At 60.6% G+C, this 15191-nt stretch carries 14 protein-coding genes; 7 read left to right on the top strand and 7 right to left on the bottom strand.

Going from position 1 to position 15191, the window contains the following annotated elements:
- Nucleotides 1-78 precede the first annotated feature (78 nt).
- Complete coding sequence (locus V8G57_RS18550; RefSeq protein ID WP_342830607.1) at nucleotides 79-636, top strand: cob(I)yrinic acid a,c-diamide adenosyltransferase; 558 nt, start codon at nucleotides 79-81, stop codon at nucleotides 634-636.
- Between the two features lie 57 nt (nucleotides 637-693).
- Here the strand turns inward: V8G57_RS18550 and folE2 are convergent, their stop codons facing one another.
- The 4 genes from folE2 to V8G57_RS18530 all read right to left on the bottom strand — a co-directional run bounded on the left by folE2 (nucleotide 694) and on the right by V8G57_RS18530 (nucleotide 4733).
- Complete coding sequence (gene folE2 / locus V8G57_RS18545; protein ID WP_342830606.1) at nucleotides 694-1497, bottom strand: GTP cyclohydrolase FolE2; 804 nt, start codon at nucleotides 1495-1497, stop codon at nucleotides 694-696.
- A 169-nt stretch (nucleotides 1498-1666) separates the two neighbouring features.
- Nucleotides 1667-3538, bottom strand: a complete 1872-nt coding sequence (dxs, locus tag V8G57_RS18540) for a 1-deoxy-D-xylulose-5-phosphate synthase (protein ID WP_342830605.1) — start codon at nucleotides 3536-3538, stop codon at nucleotides 1667-1669.
- Nucleotides 3539-3540: 2 nt separating this feature from the next.
- Nucleotides 3541-4473, bottom strand: coding sequence for a polyprenyl synthetase family protein (locus tag V8G57_RS18535; protein WP_342830604.1), 933 nt, complete (start codon nucleotides 4471-4473; stop codon nucleotides 3541-3543).
- On the bottom strand, nucleotides 4470-4733 hold the full coding sequence (locus tag V8G57_RS18530; RefSeq protein WP_092396586.1) for an exodeoxyribonuclease VII small subunit: 264 nt from the start codon (nucleotides 4731-4733) through the stop codon (nucleotides 4470-4472). Before V8G57_RS18530 ends, V8G57_RS18535 begins: the two co-directional genes overlap by 4 nt.
- Nucleotides 4734-4954: 221 nt before the next feature.
- Here V8G57_RS18530 and V8G57_RS18525 point away from each other — a divergent pair, with 221 nt between their 5' ends.
- The 3 genes from V8G57_RS18525 (at nucleotide 4955) to V8G57_RS18515 (ending at nucleotide 8063) form a co-directional block, all read left to right on the top strand.
- A complete protein-coding gene (locus V8G57_RS18525) occupies nucleotides 4955-6064 on the top strand; it encodes an aromatic ring-hydroxylating oxygenase subunit alpha (protein ID WP_092396584.1) in 1110 nt (369 codons plus the stop codon).
- A 150-nt stretch (nucleotides 6065-6214) separates the two neighbouring features.
- Entirely contained in the window at nucleotides 6215-7129 is a 915-nt protein-coding gene (locus V8G57_RS18520) for a DMT family transporter (protein WP_342830603.1), read from the top strand.
- A 67-nt stretch (nucleotides 7130-7196) separates the two neighbouring features.
- Complete coding sequence (locus V8G57_RS18515; RefSeq protein ID WP_342830602.1) at nucleotides 7197-8063, top strand: sulfurtransferase; 867 nt, start codon at nucleotides 7197-7199, stop codon at nucleotides 8061-8063.
- A gap of 36 nt (nucleotides 8064-8099) precedes the next feature.
- Here the strand turns inward: V8G57_RS18515 and V8G57_RS18510 are convergent, their stop codons facing one another.
- From V8G57_RS18510 to polA, 3 genes are all read right to left on the bottom strand, one after another.
- The gene (locus V8G57_RS18510; RefSeq protein WP_254785034.1) at nucleotides 8100-8846 is read right to left on the bottom strand and encodes a ZIP family metal transporter; all 747 of its coding nucleotides are present in this window, start codon (nucleotides 8844-8846) and stop codon (nucleotides 8100-8102) included.
- Nucleotides 8847-9048: 202 nt separating this feature from the next.
- A complete protein-coding gene (locus V8G57_RS18505; protein WP_092396578.1) occupies nucleotides 9049-9963 on the bottom strand; it encodes a dienelactone hydrolase family protein in 915 nt (304 codons plus the stop codon).
- Between the two features lie 57 nt (nucleotides 9964-10020).
- Entirely contained in the window at nucleotides 10021-12795 is a 2775-nt protein-coding gene (gene polA, locus V8G57_RS18500) for a DNA polymerase I (RefSeq protein WP_342830601.1), read from the bottom strand.
- Here polA and V8G57_RS18495 point away from each other — a divergent pair, their 5' ends adjacent.
- The 3 genes from V8G57_RS18495 (at nucleotide 12796) to V8G57_RS18485 (ending at nucleotide 15172) form a co-directional block, all read left to right on the top strand.
- Nucleotides 12796-13533, top strand: a complete 738-nt coding sequence (locus V8G57_RS18495; RefSeq protein ID WP_092396574.1) for an LOG family protein — start codon at nucleotides 12796-12798, stop codon at nucleotides 13531-13533.
- Nucleotides 13534-13647: 114 nt separating this feature from the next.
- Nucleotides 13648-14076 carry a DUF2782 domain-containing protein gene (locus tag V8G57_RS18490; protein WP_139220023.1) on the top strand — a complete coding sequence of 143 codons (429 nt, stop codon included), beginning with the start codon at nucleotides 13648-13650 and terminating at the stop codon, nucleotides 14074-14076.
- Nucleotides 14077-14194: 118 nt separating this feature from the next.
- Nucleotides 14195-15172, top strand: coding sequence for a homoserine kinase (locus tag V8G57_RS18485; RefSeq protein WP_342830600.1), 978 nt, complete (start codon nucleotides 14195-14197; stop codon nucleotides 15170-15172).
- Nucleotides 15173-15191 lie beyond the last annotated feature (19 nt).

The raw sequence follows: 15191 nt of genomic DNA, 5'->3' as shown, positions 1-15191 counted from the left end.
GCGCTGGTGTAAAGTACAAGTCTTGCTATTCCATCCAGGATCAGCCGGAACAAACGGAAACAGAGGGACTTCAAAACCATGGGCAATCGACTCTCCAAGATCGCGACGCGCACCGGCGACAAGGGCACTACCGGCCTCGGCGACGGCAGCCGCACCGATAAGGACAGCCTGCGCATCCAGGCAATCGGCGATGTCGACGAACTCAATTCGCAGCTTGGCCTGCTGCTGTGCGAAGGGCTGGACGCAACATTGCGCGAAGCATTGCTATCGATACAACACGACCTGTTCGACCTCGGCGGCGAGCTGTGCATTCCCGGCTATGCGCTGGTCAGCGAGGCGCAGGTAGCCCGGCTCGACGACCTGCTGGAAAAATACAATGCCGGCCTGCCGCCGCTAAAGGATTTCATCCTGCCCGGCGGCAACCGCCCGGCGGCGCTGGCGCATGTCTGCCGTACAGTCTGCCGGCGCGCGGAACGCAGCATTGTCAGCCTGGGCAAGAGCGAAACGGTGAATGAGGCGGTGCGGCAGTACGTGAACCGCTTGTCGGACCTGCTGTTCGTGCTGTCGCGGGTGCTGAACCGCGCGGATGGCGGCAGCGACGTGCTGTGGCAAAAGGATCGCTTGCGGGACGCGTAAAAAAAAACGGGATGACGCCGCAACCGGCTTCATCCCGCTCTGTTGGATCAAACGCGTTTATTGGCTGCGCTTGTCGTGCTCGATCAATGCATACGCCGAATGGTTATGGATGGACTCGAAGTTTTCCGCTTCCAGCACATAGGCCAGCACACGCGGTTCGTTGTTCAGCGCCACCGCCACGTCGCGCACCAGGTCCTCGACGAACTTCGGATTTTCGTAAGCGCGCTCGGTCACGTATTTTTCATCCGGACGCTTCAGCAGGCCGAACAGTTCGCAGGATGCCTGCGCCTCGATCTTCGCGATCAGCTCGTCGACCTGGATCTCGCCGTCCAGCACCGCATTGACGGTGATGTGCGAGCGCTGGTTGTGCGCGCCGTAGGCTGAAATCTGCTTCGAGCAAGGGCACAGGCTGGTTACCGGCACCAGCACTTTGAGCGTGATTTCCAGTTGCCCCTGGCTGATCTCGCCGGTCAAGCCCACTTCGTAATCCATCAAGCTCTGCACGCCGGAAACCGGCGCGGTCTTGTTGATGAAGTACGGGAAAGTCAGCTCGATGCGGCCGCGCTCGGCGTCCAGCAGGGTCACCATCTTGCGCATCAGCGCGCCGAACGAGGCGACGTCGAGCGGTCCTTCCAAACCTTCCAGCAAGGCGATGAAACGCGACATGTGGGTGCCCTTCTGCTGTTCCGGCAGATGCACGTACATGTTCCAGCTGCCGATGGTTGGCTGTGCTGTTGCGGCGGTACGCACCGTCACCGGATAACGCACGCCTTTGACGCCAACGCGCTGGATCGCCAGGTGGCGGGTGTCGACGCTGCTTTGCACGTCTGGAATCGTCAGATTGCGGTCACGAGTATTCATGCTTAACCTTTGAATGAAAGGCTGCCGGAAGCAGCCTGATCCCGCTTCGCCTGCAGGCTCGGCAGGAAATCCGGGATGGTTGGATATAAGTCTGGCTTGAACGCTGCCGCTCGACCGGCGGCAGCATCCTGGCTGGAATGGCTTGGGGACGGCAGGCGGCCAGCCCTGCTTAATTCTGGTTGACGACCAGGCGCGGCTGGTCCTTGCCGAAGCGCTGGCGTATCGATGCAGCGATACCTTCTGCATTCAGGCCGCATTGCGCCAGCAGCTGGCTGACGTCGCCATGGTCTATGAATCGGTCCGGCAAGCCCAGATTCAAGAGCGGCTTGACGCATCCCGCCGCCGCCAGGGCTTCCGCCACTGCGGCGCCGGCGCCGCCCATGATGGAGCCTTCCTCTACCGTGACCAGCGCATCGTGGGTCCGCGCCAGTTCCAGCACCAGGTCGACATCCAGCGGCTTGATGAAACGCATGTTGACGACCGTGGCGTCCAGCATCTCGCCTGCTGCCAGGCTCGGCGCCAGCATGGAACCGAAGGCCAGGATCGCCACGCTCTGTCCCTGGCGCCTGATTTCACCTTTGCCCAGGGGCAAGGTGCTCAATTCGGGAGCGATGGCGGCGCCTACGCCGGCGCCGCGCGGATAACGCACCGCTGCCGGTCCGTTGTAGCGATACGCCGTGGACAACATCTGGCGGCATTCGTTTTCATCGGACGCCGCCATCACCACCATGTTGGGAATGCAGCGCAGATACGCCATGTCGTAATTGCCGGCATGGGTTGCGCCATCGGCGCCGACCAGGCCGGAACGGTCCAGCGCAAAGGTCACGTCCAGGTTTTGCAGGGCGACGTCATGGATCAGCTGGTCGTAGGCGCGCTGCAGGAAAGTCGAATAGATCGCCACTACCGGCTTCAAGCCTTCGCAGGCCAGGCCGGCGGCGAACGTGACCGCATGCTGCTCGGCGATGCCGACATCGTAGAAACGCTGCGGAAAACGCTGGGCGAACGTATCCAGGCCGGAGCCGCCCGACATCGCCGGGGTGATGCCGATCAGCTTGTCGTCCTGCGCCGCCATGTCGCACAGCCAGTCGCCGAACACCTGGGTGTAGGTCATCTTGCTGACCGCGGCCGGCTTGATGCCCTCGGCCGGATTGAACTTGCCCGGACCGTGGTACAGCACCGGATCGGCTTCCGCCAGCTTGTAGCCCTGGCCCTTCTTGGTCACCACGTGCAGGAACTGCGGGCCTTTCAGGTGCTTCAGGTTCTGCAAGGTCGGGATCAGCGATTCCAGGTCATGGCCGTCGATCGGGCCGATATAGTTGAACCCGAATTCTTCAAACATGGTGGCGGGCACCACCATGCCTTTGGCGTGTTCCTCGAAACGCTTGGCCAGCTGCCGCATCGGCCCCGGCAGTATCGATTTGCCGACGTTCTTGGCTTGCGCATAGAACTGGCCCGACATCAGGCGCGCCAGGTAGCGGTTCAAGGCGCCTACCGGCGGCGAGATCGACATGTCGTTGTCGTTCAGGATCACCAGCATGTTGATGTCGTCATACACGCCGGCGTTGTTCATCGCTTCGAACACCATGCCGGCGGTCATCGCGCCGTCGCCGATCACGGCGATTGCATGGCGCTCGGTTTCACCCTTGGTCTTGGCGGCCAGCGCCATGCCCAGCACGGCTGAAATCGAGGTCGACGAATGGGCGGTGCCGAAGGTATCGTATTCGCTTTCGCTACGGCGCGGGAAGCCGGAGATGCCGTCGAGCTGGCGCAGCGTATGCATGCGGTCGCGGCGGCCGGTGAGGATCTTGTGCGGATAGGTCTGGTGGCCGACATCCCACACCACGCGGTCTTCCGGCGTGTTGAAAACGTAATGCAGCGCAATCGTCAATTCCACCGTGCCCAGGTTGGACGACAGGTGGCCGCCGGTCTGCGCCACCGATTCGATGACGAATTCGCGCAGCTCGTCAGCCAGCGGCTTGAGTTGCGCCCGCGTCAGTTTGCGCAGGTCTGCCGGGCTGTCGATTGTGTTGAGTAATTCCATATCTAAGCCTTCCGTTGCACGATCAAGTCCGCCAGCTCACGCAGGCGGCGTGCCTTGTTCCCAAAGATCGCAAGCGCCTGGTGGGCGTCGTTGCGCAATTTTTCCGCCAGCGCCTGCGATTCGGGCAAACCCAGAATCGAGACATAGGTCGGCTTGTTGTCCGCGGCGTCCTTGCCTGCGGTTTTCCCCAGCGTCGCGGAATCCGCGGTCGCATCGAGGATGTCGTCCACCACCTGGAACGCCAGGCCGATGGCGGTGCCATAGGCTTCCAGCGCCTCGATTTCAGCTGGCGCCAAGGCTTTGCCGCCCCACGCGCCCAGCAATACCGAAGCGCGCAGCAAGGCGCCGGTTTTCAGCTTGTGCATCTGCTCCAGTTCCGGCAGCGACAAATTCAGGCCGACGCTAGCCAGGTCGATCGCCTGGCCGCCGCACATGCCGAGCGAACCCGAGGCTTGCGCCAGCAGGCGCAGCATGACGATCTGGCGCGCCGCATCGACGCCCTCGCCGGCTTCGGCCAGCACGATGAATGCCTGCGACTGCAAGGCATCGCCCACCAGCAGGGCGGTCGCCTGGTCGTACTGCACATGCACGGTCGGCTTGCCGCGACGCAAGGCATCGTCGTCCATGCATGGCATGTCGTCGTGCACCAGCGAATAGGCATGGATCATTTCGACTGCGGCGGCGGCGCGTTGCGCGACGGCGGCCGGCGTTGCAAACAATTCTCCTGCGGCAAATACCAGCAAGGGCCGGACCCGTTTGCCGCCATCCAGCACGGCATAGCGCATGGCCTGGTGCAGCCTGGCCGGAATGCTGGCCTCAGCTGGCAAGCACCGGTCCAGGGCGGCTTCCATTCCGGTTTGCGTCTGGCGCATCCAGGCGTCGAAAGCCAATGCCGGCTCCTGCGCATGGTTCGATAATGGAACGGCAACAGTCATTCGTCGGCTCCGCTGTGATCCTTGAGCGCTTCACCGGCAAACGGCTTGAGCATGTCGCCTTCCAGCACCTTGACCTGGCTGTCGACTTTTTCCAGCTGCAAAGCGCAAAACTTGACCAGTTCCGATCCTCGTTTATAAGCGGCGACGGATGCTTCCAGCGGCAACTCGCCAGCTTCCATTTGGGCAACCAGTTGCTCCAGTTCGGCCATTGCTTGTTCAAATGAGGCGGGACTGCTGGCGGAAATCGGATTTTTTGGCATAGTGGCTATAAATAGTGTAGTTCGCTATTTTAGAGCAAACATCTATAAGCCGTTGAAATTCGAAGGCTTTATCTGGATAAAAAGCGTAAAACAGCGCCAAAACCGGCATTTTTATGGGATAATCCTCGGTTCTGTCCAAAATTTCCGTTTCATATTATTTGAACACAGGTTTTTGCGGATTCTTTCTCTCTTAGGTTGATAACACATTTGGGGGTGGAGGGATGTCCGATCTGGCTTCTATTACCAAGCTCGCGCGCTCCGATGCGCAACTTCCAGTCAACGTCTACTTTGACGAAGCGCTGTTAAAGCGCGAAATCCAGCAATTGTTTCAGACTGGCCCGCGTTACGTCGGCCATGAACTGATGGTGCCCAACGTCGGCGATTACGCCACGCTCGCTTCTGAAAACGAAGGCCGCATGCTGGTGCGCAATCCCCAGGGGATTGAGCTGGTATCCAACGTCTGCCGCCATCGGCAGGCAAAAATGTTCGACGGCCGCGGCAATGCCCGCAACATCGTCTGCCCGCTGCATCGCTGGACTTACGACCTCAAGGGCGAACTGATCGGCGCGCCGCATTTCGGCGAGACGCCGTGCATGAACCTGTCCCGCACGCCCTTGCAGAACTGGAACGGCTTGCTGTTTGAACAGAACGCCTTCCACGTCGGCGAAAAGCTGGCGCAGCTGGGCGTGGCCAAGGATCTCGATTTCAGCGGCTACCTGTTCGACCATGTCGAAGTCCACGAATGCGACTACAACTGGAAAACCTTTATCGAGGTTTACCTGGAGGACTATCACGTCGAACCGTTCCATCCCGGCCTCGGCAGCTTTGTCAGCTGCGACGACCTGGAATGGCAGTTCGGCAAGGATTACAGCGTGCAGACCGTGGGCGTCAACCACGGGCTGGCGAAATCCGGCTCGCCGGCGTACAAGAAGTGGCAAGAGCAGGTGCTCAAGTTCAGCAACGGCGAACCGCCGAAGTTCGGCGCGATCTGGCTGACCTTGTACCCCAACATCATGGTCGAGTGGTATCCCCACGTCCTGGTGGTGTCGACGCTATGGCCGCGCGGCCCGCAAAAGACCACCAATGTGGTCGAGTTCTACTATCCCGAGGAAATTGCGCTGTTTGAACGCGAAATGGTCGAGGCGGAACGTGCGGCCTACATGGAAACCTGCGTCGAAGATGATGAAATTGCCCTGCGCATGGACGCCGGACGGCGCATCCTGATGGAGCGCGGCGTCAATGAAGCCGGCCCTTACCAGTCGCCGATGGAAGACGGCATGCAGCATTTCCACGAATGGTACCGGAGCCAGGACGGCCTGGTCCAAGCCTAAGCATTCAAGGACCGTAGCGGGGGCCGGAGTTTGTGCGCAAGCTGGAGCGCGCAGGCTCCGGCCCTTTGTCATTATTTAGCGCTGCAGGCATGCACGGCGACCAGAATCAGTCAGAATAGCAGCAACGCTCCCCTACTTCACTCCCGCCCCATGCAATCACTCTGGATGCTGTTCGCTAGCCTCATGTTTTCCATCATGGGGGTCTGCGTCAAGCTCGCCGCAGACCATTATTCCATCGCTGAAATCGTCCTGAGCCGCGGCCTGATCGGCATGCTGTTCATCATCGTCCTGATACTGGCGAAAGGCGGTACCCTCAAGACCCCTATGCCGCGCGAGCACATCTGGCGCGGCGTGATCGGCGTGATCGCCTTGTCGATGTGGTTCTATTCCTTCAGCCTGCTGCCGGTGGCGACCGCCACCACCCTCAACTACACTTCCTCGATATGGCTGGCGGCAATCCTGTTCGGCGCTGCCTGGTGGCGCGGCAGCGGCCGCTTTGAATGGGGCATGGCTTTCACCATCCTGCTCAGCTTCATCGGCGTGATGCTGTTGCTGCGGCCATCGTTCAATGCCGAACAGACCACGGGCGGTATGATCGCGCTGGTGTCCGGCCTGCTCTCGGCCGTGGCTTACCTGCAGGTGCGGCGCCTGGGCACCCTGGGCGAACCGGAATACCGGGTGGTATTCTATTTTTCCAGCACCAGCGCCCTGGCCGGCCTGGCGGGCAGCACCTTGCTGCCTGGCGGCGGCATGCCGTTCTGGCATCCGCACACCGTGCAAGGCGTGAGCCTGCTGGTCACGCTGAGCCTGTCGGCCACGCTGGCGCAGATGGCCATGACGCGCGCCTACCGCCTTGGCAATCCGCTATTGACTGCAAACCTGCAATACACCGGCATTGTCTTTTCCAGCATCTGGGGCATCCTTATCTGGCGCGACCAGATGGACTGGCGCGGCTGGCTTGGCACTGCCGTAATCCTTGTCAGCGGTTTGCTGGCAACGTTTTATAATCAAAAGAAGGCACGTCCGCTCAGCTCTTTGCATGAGGAAAAAGCGGTGGCTGGCTAGGCCACCCTTTGTGCGTATATGAACGTTGCCCTGCATCATCTGACACACACTTGATAAAAGGAATGCCATGTCCCAAGCCCATCCCTACCAGACGCTGATTTCTGCCGCGAACCTGCTGCAGAATGCGCAAAACCCCAACTGGGTCATCCTCGACTGCCGCCATGACCTGGTGGATGCCGCCGCCGGCAGGGCAGCGTACGATGCCGGCCATATTCCTGAAGCCCGCTTTGCCAACCTCGATCGCGATCTTTCCGGCGCCAAGCAGGCGGCCGACGGCAGTTTCAAGGGCCGCCATCCATTGCCGGAAAAAGATGCCTTGCTGGCGACGCTGCGGCGCTGGGGCATCAACGACGATACCCAGGTCGTCGCCTACGACGCCCAGGGCGGCATGTATGCGGCCCGCCTATGGTGGCTGCTGCGCTCCATCGGCCACAGCTCGGTCGCGGTGCTGGACGGCGGCGTGGCGGCCTGGCAGGCAGCGGGCGGCGGCTTGTCGACTGCGGAACCGGCGCCTGCGGCCGGCAACATCGGCGCCAAGCCGCCGCTGACTGCGAGCGTCAATGCGCATGACATCCTGGTCAACCTGACCAACCCGCGGCGCACCATCGTCGACGCCCGCGCGCCGGACCGTTTTCGCGGAGAAAATGAAACCATCGACCCGGTCGGCGGCCACATTCCCGGCGCCAAGAACCGTTTCTTCAAAGACAACCTGCAAGCGGACGGCCGGTTCAAGCCGGGCCATCAATTGCACGAGGAATTCGGCGCCCTGATCAGCGAACCGCAGGCGGCGGTCATGCAATGCGGTTCGGGCGTCACCGCCTGCCACAACCTGCTGGCGCTGGAAATCGCCGGTTTGCATGGCGCTGCCTTGTATCCGGGATCGTGGAGCGAATGGTGTTCGGATGCGACGCGGCCAATGGCCAAGGGTGCATAAAACCGCTAGGGGCAGGTTTTTGCCTGCCCCTAGGGTTTAATGGTTGTGAGCGTGGCGCGTCAGGAACAGCACGATAGCGACGCCGGCGCCGATCAGCAGGATCTGCGGAATGGTTTCGCGCAAAGTAGCGCGGCGCTGCATCTGCGGCATCAGGTCGCTGACGGCAATATAGATGAATCCCGATGAGGCGAACACCAGCACGTAAGGAATCCATTCCATGCCGCGCTCAAGGGTGAAATAGCCGAGCAAGCCGCCGACCACCGCCATCAGGCTGCAGATCAGGTTGTACACGTAAGCGCGGGTGCGCGAAAAGCCGGCGTTGAGCAGCACGATGAAATCGCCGATTTCCTGCGGGATCTCATGGACGATGATGGCCAGGCCGGTGATCAGGCCCAGGTGCGGATCGGCCAGGAAAGCGGCGGCAATCAGGATGCCGTCGGTAAAGTTGTGCAAGCCGTCCCCTACCAGGATCATCCAGCCGGCTTTGCCCGCCTCTTTCTTGTCGTGGCCGTGGTGATGGCCGTGGCCGTCGTCTTCGTGATGGTGCGAATGGCGCAGGATGGCGAATTTTTCCAGCACGAAAAACGCCAGCAGGCCGCCCAGCAGCACGGCGAACAGCGTGTGGCTGTCGGCATTCGACTCGAACGCTTCCGGCAAGGCGTGCAGCAGGGAAGTCGCCAGCATGATGCCGACCGACAGGCTGACCATGCGCTCGACCATCTTGGATAGCAGCGCGAACGAAAAAACGGCAGCGGCGGTAATGCTGAAGAGGCCGGCGATCATGGTCGCCAGGAGGATTGAAACGAGTGTGGAATTAATTTTTTTGCTCCGGCAGACAGCGTTATATGCAACAAGGTTGCAAATTAAAGCACAGCTGCTGCATTTCGGCAAATTTAACTGCTTTTTAACTGTTTATTCCGACCTGAAGGCCGCCAGCAAAGATTTCTGTTTCTGGACGCCAGGCGCCCAGAAACAAACATCGGCATCAGCTCACGCCATGCTCTTTGAACCAGGCCAAGGTGCGCTTCCAGCCGTCTTTTGCATCTGCTTCAACATAGCTGGGGCGGTAATCGGCGTTGAACGCATGGCCGGAATTCGGATACACCACGATCTCCGACTTGCTGCTGCCCTTGGCCAGCGCCGCCTTCATCTGCGCCACATGGTCCTGCGTGATGCCCTGGTCCTTGGCGCCGTACAAACCCAGCACCGGCACTTTCAGGGTCGGCGCGATGTCGACCGGCTGCTTCGGCGTCAACGCCTTGATTTCAGCCTCGGTCTTGCCTTCGGGGTCCTTGCCCTTGACCAGGCTGCCGTACCAGGCCGCGGCAGCCTTGACCTTGGGGTTGTGGCTGGCGTACAGCCAGGTGATGCGGCCGCCCCAGCAAAAACCGGTGATCGCCAGCTTGCTGACATTGCCGCCATTTTTCTTGGCCCAGGCCACGCAGGCATCGAGATCGCCCAGCACCTGGTCGTCCGGCACCTTGGAAATCACGTTGACGTACAACTCCGGGATGGATGCGAAAGCCGCCGGATCGCCCTGGCGCTTGAACAGATTCGGCGCAATCGCAAGGTAACCCAGCTTGGCGAAACGCCTTGCGATATCGGCGATATGCTCGTGCACCCCGAAAATCTCCGAGACCACCAGCACCACCGGCAAATTGGTTTTCCCCTCCGGCTGCGCGCGATAGATCGGTACGCTCAAGCCGTTTTCCTCAATGTCCAGCGCGCCGGCCGTGAGGCCCTCGGCATCGGTCTTGATCACGGTCTGCGCCGTTACCGGCAGCACGGCGGCGGCAAAGCCTGTGCCCAAGGCGGTTTTCATGAAAGTACGGCGGTCCACGCCGTCGGACAAACTGGTTTTCGCCACCAGGCTATCGAAATCCTCTTTCAAATTCGGCATCAAGCTCTCCTTTAAAGTTGACCTTCAGCTATCGCAGAAACCGTGTGCGCGTTGTCCTCAGTGCGCCTCGTCCCAGTTCTTGCCTACTCCGACTTCGGCAATCAGCGGCACTTTTAGTTCAGCCACGCCAGCCATCAGCTGCGGCAGCTTTTCGCGCACCAGCGCCAGTTCGTCCTCTGGCACTTCGAGCACCAGCTCATCGTGCACCTGCATGACCATCTTGGATTTTAACCGCTCCGTTTCGATCCAGCCTTGCACCGCGATCATCGACAACTTGATCAGGTCGGCAGCCGTACCCTGCATCGGCGCATTGATCGCGGCCCGTTCGGCGCCCTGGCGGCGCTGGCCGTTGGGCGAATTGATTTCCGGCAGCCACAGGCGGCGGCCGAACACCGTCTCGACGTAACCTTGCGATTTGGCCTCTACCCGCGTCATGTCCATGAACTGCTTGACGCCGGCGAAACGCATGAAATATTTCTCGATATACATCTGCGCCGCGGCGCGCTCTATGCCGAGGTTGCCGGCCAGGCCGAACGCGCTCATGCCATAGATCAGGCCGAAGTTGATCACCTTGGCGTAACGGCGCTGCTCGCTGCTGACTTCCGCCGCCGGCGTGCCGAAAATCTCGGCGGCGGTGGCGCGGTGGATATCCACCCCTTCGGCAAAGGCGCGCAGCATGTTTTCATCGCCCGAGATGTGCGCCATGATGCGCAGTTCGATCTGCGAATAGTCGGCTGAGACAATCACGCTGCCCGCCGGCGCCACGAATGCTTCGCGGATGCGCCGGCCTTCGGCGGTGCGGATCGGGATGTTCTGCAGGTTGGGATCGTTGGACGCCAGCCGTCCGGTCACCGCCACCGCCTGCGCATAGTTGGTGTGCACACGGCCGGTGTTCGGATTGACCATCTTCGGCAATTTGTCGGTATAGGTCGACTTCAGCTTGGACAGGCTGCGATAGTCGAGCAGCACCTTCGGCAAAGGATAATCCTCCGCCAGTTTCTGCAGCACTTCCTCATCGGTGGAAGGCGATCCGGACGGCGTCTTCTTGACCACCGGCAGCTTGAGCTTGTCGAACAGGATTTCGCCCAGCTGCTTGGGCGAGCTCAGGTTGAAAGGCTGGCCGGCCAGCTCATAAGCCAGCTGCTCGATCTCCAGCATGCGCTTGCCCAGTTCATTCGATTGCGTCGCCAGCAGGCTGGCGTCGATCAGCACGCCGTTGCGCTCGACCTTTTGCAGCACGACCGACGTCGGCACTTCGATTTTTTCGTAGATGAACCTGAGCTTGGCGTCGTCGGCGATGTGCGGCCACATGGCCAGGTGCAGCTGCAGCGTGATGTCGGCATCTTCTGCCGCGTATTCGGTGGCGCGGCCGATCTCGACTTCGTCGAAACCGATCTGCGAGGCGCCCTTGCCGCACACTTCCTGGAAGGTGATGGTCTGGTGGTTCAGGTGGCGCAAGGCCAGGCTGTCCATATCGTGGCTGCGGTGCGATTCGAACACATACGATTCGAGCAGGGTATCGTGCACGATACCGCGCAGGCTGACACCCTGGTTGGCGAAAATATGGCTGTCGTATTTCAGGTTCTGGCCGACCTTGGGCTTGCTCTCATCTTCCAGCCAAGCGCGCATTTTTTCCAGCACGAATTCGCGCGGCAACTGCGCCGGCGCATCCTGGTAGCGGTGCGCGACCGGAATATAGGCGGCGATGCCGACCTCGCAGCACAGCGAGATGCCGACCAGCTGGGCAGTCATCGGCTCGAGCGAAGTGGTTTCGGTATCCACCGCGGTCAAGCCGGCCTTGTCGATGCGCTGCAGCCACTGGTCCAGCTGGGCTTCGGTCAGCACGGTTTCGTACTGCCGCTCGACCGCTGCAAACAGGCTGCTCTGGGCCGGTTCGGCCGCGCCCGGTTTGCCGTCGGCAGCGGCCGTGGCGGTTTTTCCCACGCTGTCGGCGGCGTCGGCGGCATTGCCCGGTGCGCTCAGTTCGCGCAGCCAGGTCTTGAAGTTATAGCGCGTGAACAATTCGATCAGCATCTCTTTGTCCTGCTCCGGCGCCTTCAGCGATTCCGGGATCGACACCATGTGCGCGCTCAGGTCGCAATCGGTTTTTACCGTCACCAGTTCCTTCGCCTTCGGCAGCCAGTCCAGCACTTGCCGCAGGTTCTCGCCGACGGCGCCGCCGATATCGGCCGCATGCGCGATCACCTGGTCGACCGTGTCGTATTGCGCCAGCCATTTGACGGCAGTCTTCGGCCCGACCTTGGCGACGCCGGGAATATTGTCGACGGTATCGCCGATCAGGGTCAGGTAATCGACGATGCGTTCAGGCGGCACGCCGAACTTGGCGATCACGCCGGCGCGGTCCAGCGTTTCGTTGTTCATGGTGTTGATCAGCGTCACATCGTCGTTGACCAGCTGCGCCAGGTCCTTGTCGCCGGTCGAGACGATGGCCTGCATGCCGTGGCTCACCGCCTGCACGGTCAGGGTGCCGATCACATCGTCGGCTTCCACGCCTTCGACCATCAGGATCGGCCAGCCCATGGCGCGCACGGCGGCGTGAATCGGCGTAATCTGTTTAACCAGGTCTTCCGGCATCGATGCCCGGGTTGCCTTGTAGTCGGCGTACATGTCGTCGCGGAAAGTTTTACCTTTTGCATCGAACACGCAGGCAAGGTAAGCTGAGGGGTAATCGAGGCGCAGGCGGCGCAACATATTGATGATCCCGTACATCGCGCCGGTCGGTTCATTGGCAGCATTGCGCATATCGGGCAAGGCATGGAAAGCTCGATAGAGATAACTGGAACCATCAACTAACAGCAGGGTTTTTTGCATATGGAATTGAACGGAAAAAATGTGCCGCGTTTGCGGCAAGTGACGGACATCGAACGCGCAACTTCCAAGAAGGCGCGCGAATCGTGGCATATGTTCACGATTATGGCAGAATTTATCGAGTCGACCGAACGCCTTTCCGAGTTGCATCCCGCGGTATCGATCTTCGGCTCGGCCCGGATCAAGGAAAATAATCCTTATTACCCCTTGTGCAAGGATATCGCGCGGCGTTTTTCCGATGAAGGTTTTGCCGTGATTTCCGGCGGCGGCCCGGGTCTGATGGAAGCGGCCAACAAAGGCGCATTTGAAGGGAAATCGCCATCGGTCGGCCTGAACATCGAACTGCCGCATGAGCAAAGCGGAAACAAGTGGCAAGACATCTCGCTCAGCTTCCGTCATTTCTTCGCCCGCAAAGTCGCGTTCGTGCGTTACGCCGATGCCTACATCGTGCTGCCGGGCGGCTTCGGCACCATGGATGAGCTGACCGAAGTATTGACGCTGATCCAGACCGGCAAATGCCGCCACATCCCGATCATCCTGGTCGGCAGCAGCTTCTGGAGCGGTTTGCTGGACTGGTTCCGCACCCAGCTGGTGGGCGACGGCATGATCGCGGCAAAGGACATGGACTTGATCCAGGTGCTGGACGATCCGGCCGAAATCCTTGCTGCCGTGGTGAAATTCTACGAAGCGGGCGAAACCGTCATGGCGGAATCCGACCGCCACGCCAGCGTGTTGCTGTAAACCCGCAGCAAGCGCTCGCCGACAGATTCCCGGCCCCCTTATCGCCTATAGGGGCCGGTGGTTTGTTACAATGAAGACTTCCATCTTGTTTTAATTCAAGGTAGCCAAATTCTCATGAATAAATCCAAAGCCTGGCAGTTGCTGGCAGTATGTATTGCCGCGTTGGCAACGCCGTTGTTGGTCAATGCACAACAGGCGGCCAAGACCGCCGCGCCGCCACCGCCCGAGCTGCAAAAGCTGGAAGAAGGCGAAGCGCCGGCCGTCTCCATCCGCAAGCCGGGCGAAGGCCCTGCCGACATGACCCAAAAACGCGAACAAGGCAAGGTCACCGAAGTCAAGGTCACCAGCGGCGGCAGCACTTACTATGTGAAGCCGCAGTCGCAGGCCGGCACCTTGCAGCCGGGCGATGGCCCGGTACGCGGCGCCCAATGGCAGATCAAGGAATTCGACCTGGGCAAAAAAGCCCGCAAGGAAGGCGAAGCCGTGCAAGCTGACGGCGATGCAGGATTGCCGCCGCCGACAGTGGCGCCGTCCAAGAACTAGCCTGCAATTCCTGAGCAGCCATGCGGCCGATGCGCGGGAAACCGCTGCGCATTTGCCGCATATTCATTCCAACCCGGCCTGAACCTTGTCCGAATCTTGTCCTTTTCCGATTTTCCCCATGGCAGTATTTACCCCCGTCACGCTAGACGATCTCACGCAGTGGATCCCTCCCTTTTCCTTAGGCAAGGCACTGGCAATCAGGGGCATTTCGTCCGGCATCGAAAACAGCAATTTTTTCATCGATACCGAACGCGGCGAGTATGTGCTGACGGTATTTGAAAACCTCAGTTTCGAGCAGCTGCCGTTTTACCTGGAATTGATGCGCCACCTGGCGCAGCGCGGTGTGCTGGTGCCCGAGCCTATCGCCAACCAGCAAGGCCGGATCATCAATCCGCTGCACGGCAAGCCTGCGGCCATCGTCACCAAGCTGGAGGGTGATTGCCAGCTGGCGCCGGCGGCGGTACATTGCGCTGAAGTAGGCGCGATGCTGGCAAAAATGCACCTGGCGGCGCAAGACTTTACGATCCGCCAGCCGAATTTGCGCGGCTTGTCCTGGTGGCGCGAAACCACGCCTGTGGTGCTGCCTTACCTGCCGCAAGACGGCCAGCAGCTGCTGCGCAGCGAGATGGCGTTCCAGGAAAGCTTCGCCGCCTCGCAAGCTTATGGCGAGCTGCCCAGCGGACCGGTGCATGCCGACCTGTTCCGCAACAACGTGATGTTCGACGGCGAACGGCTGACAGGATTTTTCGATTTCTATTTCGCCGGCTGCGATACCTGGCTGTTCGACCTGGCGGTCACGGTCAATGACTGGTGCATAGACCCGGCCAGTGGCGAGCTGGATGCGGCCCGGACCAGGGCCATGCTGGACGCCTACCATGCCGTACGGCCGTTCAGCGCCGCCGAACAAGGCGCCTGGCAAGCCATGCTGCGTGCCGGCGCCCTGCGCTTCTGGCTGTCGCGGCTCTACGATTTTTATTTGCCGCGTGCGGCGGAAATGCTGACGCCACACGATCCGGCCCATTTCGAGCGGATTCTGCGGCAACGTGTGGCGCACCCTGCCCCGGCCCTGTATTCAAGCCTTAAAGCCTTGTATTAAACCAAGTCATTAAGCAAAA

This window comes from Collimonas rhizosphaerae, assembly GCF_038896935.1.
In the GTDB taxonomy this organism is placed as follows: domain Bacteria; phylum Pseudomonadota; class Gammaproteobacteria; order Burkholderiales; family Burkholderiaceae_D; genus Collimonas; species Collimonas rhizosphaerae.
The sequence above is the reverse complement of the archived record's forward strand: the minus strand, read 5'-3'. Positions and strand labels throughout refer to the sequence as shown.

Bases quoted from the DNA above. Each gene is read 5' to 3' on its own strand.
- V8G57_RS18550 (WP_342830607.1), top strand. From the start codon at position 79: ATGGGCAATCGACTCTCCAAGATCGCGACGCGCACCGGCGACAAGGGC.
- folE2 (WP_342830606.1), bottom strand. From the start codon at position 1,497: ATGAATACTCGTGACCGCAATCTGACGATTCCAGACGTGCAAAGCAGC.
- dxs (WP_342830605.1), bottom strand. From the start codon at position 3,538: ATGGAATTACTCAACACAATCGACAGCCCGGCAGACCTGCGCAAACTG.
- V8G57_RS18535 (WP_342830604.1), bottom strand. From the start codon at position 4,473: ATGACTGTTGCCGTTCCATTATCGAACCATGCGCAGGAGCCGGCATTG.
- V8G57_RS18530 (WP_092396586.1), bottom strand. From the start codon at position 4,733: ATGCCAAAAAATCCGATTTCCGCCAGCAGTCCCGCCTCATTTGAACAA.
- V8G57_RS18525 (WP_092396584.1), top strand. From the start codon at position 4,955: ATGTCCGATCTGGCTTCTATTACCAAGCTCGCGCGCTCCGATGCGCAA.
- V8G57_RS18520 (WP_342830603.1), top strand. From the start codon at position 6,215: ATGCAATCACTCTGGATGCTGTTCGCTAGCCTCATGTTTTCCATCATG.
- V8G57_RS18515 (WP_342830602.1), top strand. From the start codon at position 7,197: ATGTCCCAAGCCCATCCCTACCAGACGCTGATTTCTGCCGCGAACCTG.
- V8G57_RS18510 (WP_254785034.1), bottom strand. From the start codon at position 8,846: ATGATCGCCGGCCTCTTCAGCATTACCGCCGCTGCCGTTTTTTCGTTC.
- V8G57_RS18505 (WP_092396578.1), bottom strand. From the start codon at position 9,963: ATGCCGAATTTGAAAGAGGATTTCGATAGCCTGGTGGCGAAAACCAGT.
- polA (WP_342830601.1), bottom strand. From the start codon at position 12,795: ATGCAAAAAACCCTGCTGTTAGTTGATGGTTCCAGTTATCTCTATCGA.
- V8G57_RS18495 (WP_092396574.1), top strand. From the start codon at position 12,796: ATGGAATTGAACGGAAAAAATGTGCCGCGTTTGCGGCAAGTGACGGAC.
- V8G57_RS18490 (WP_139220023.1), top strand. From the start codon at position 13,648: ATGAATAAATCCAAAGCCTGGCAGTTGCTGGCAGTATGTATTGCCGCG.
- V8G57_RS18485 (WP_342830600.1), top strand. From the start codon at position 14,195: ATGGCAGTATTTACCCCCGTCACGCTAGACGATCTCACGCAGTGGATC.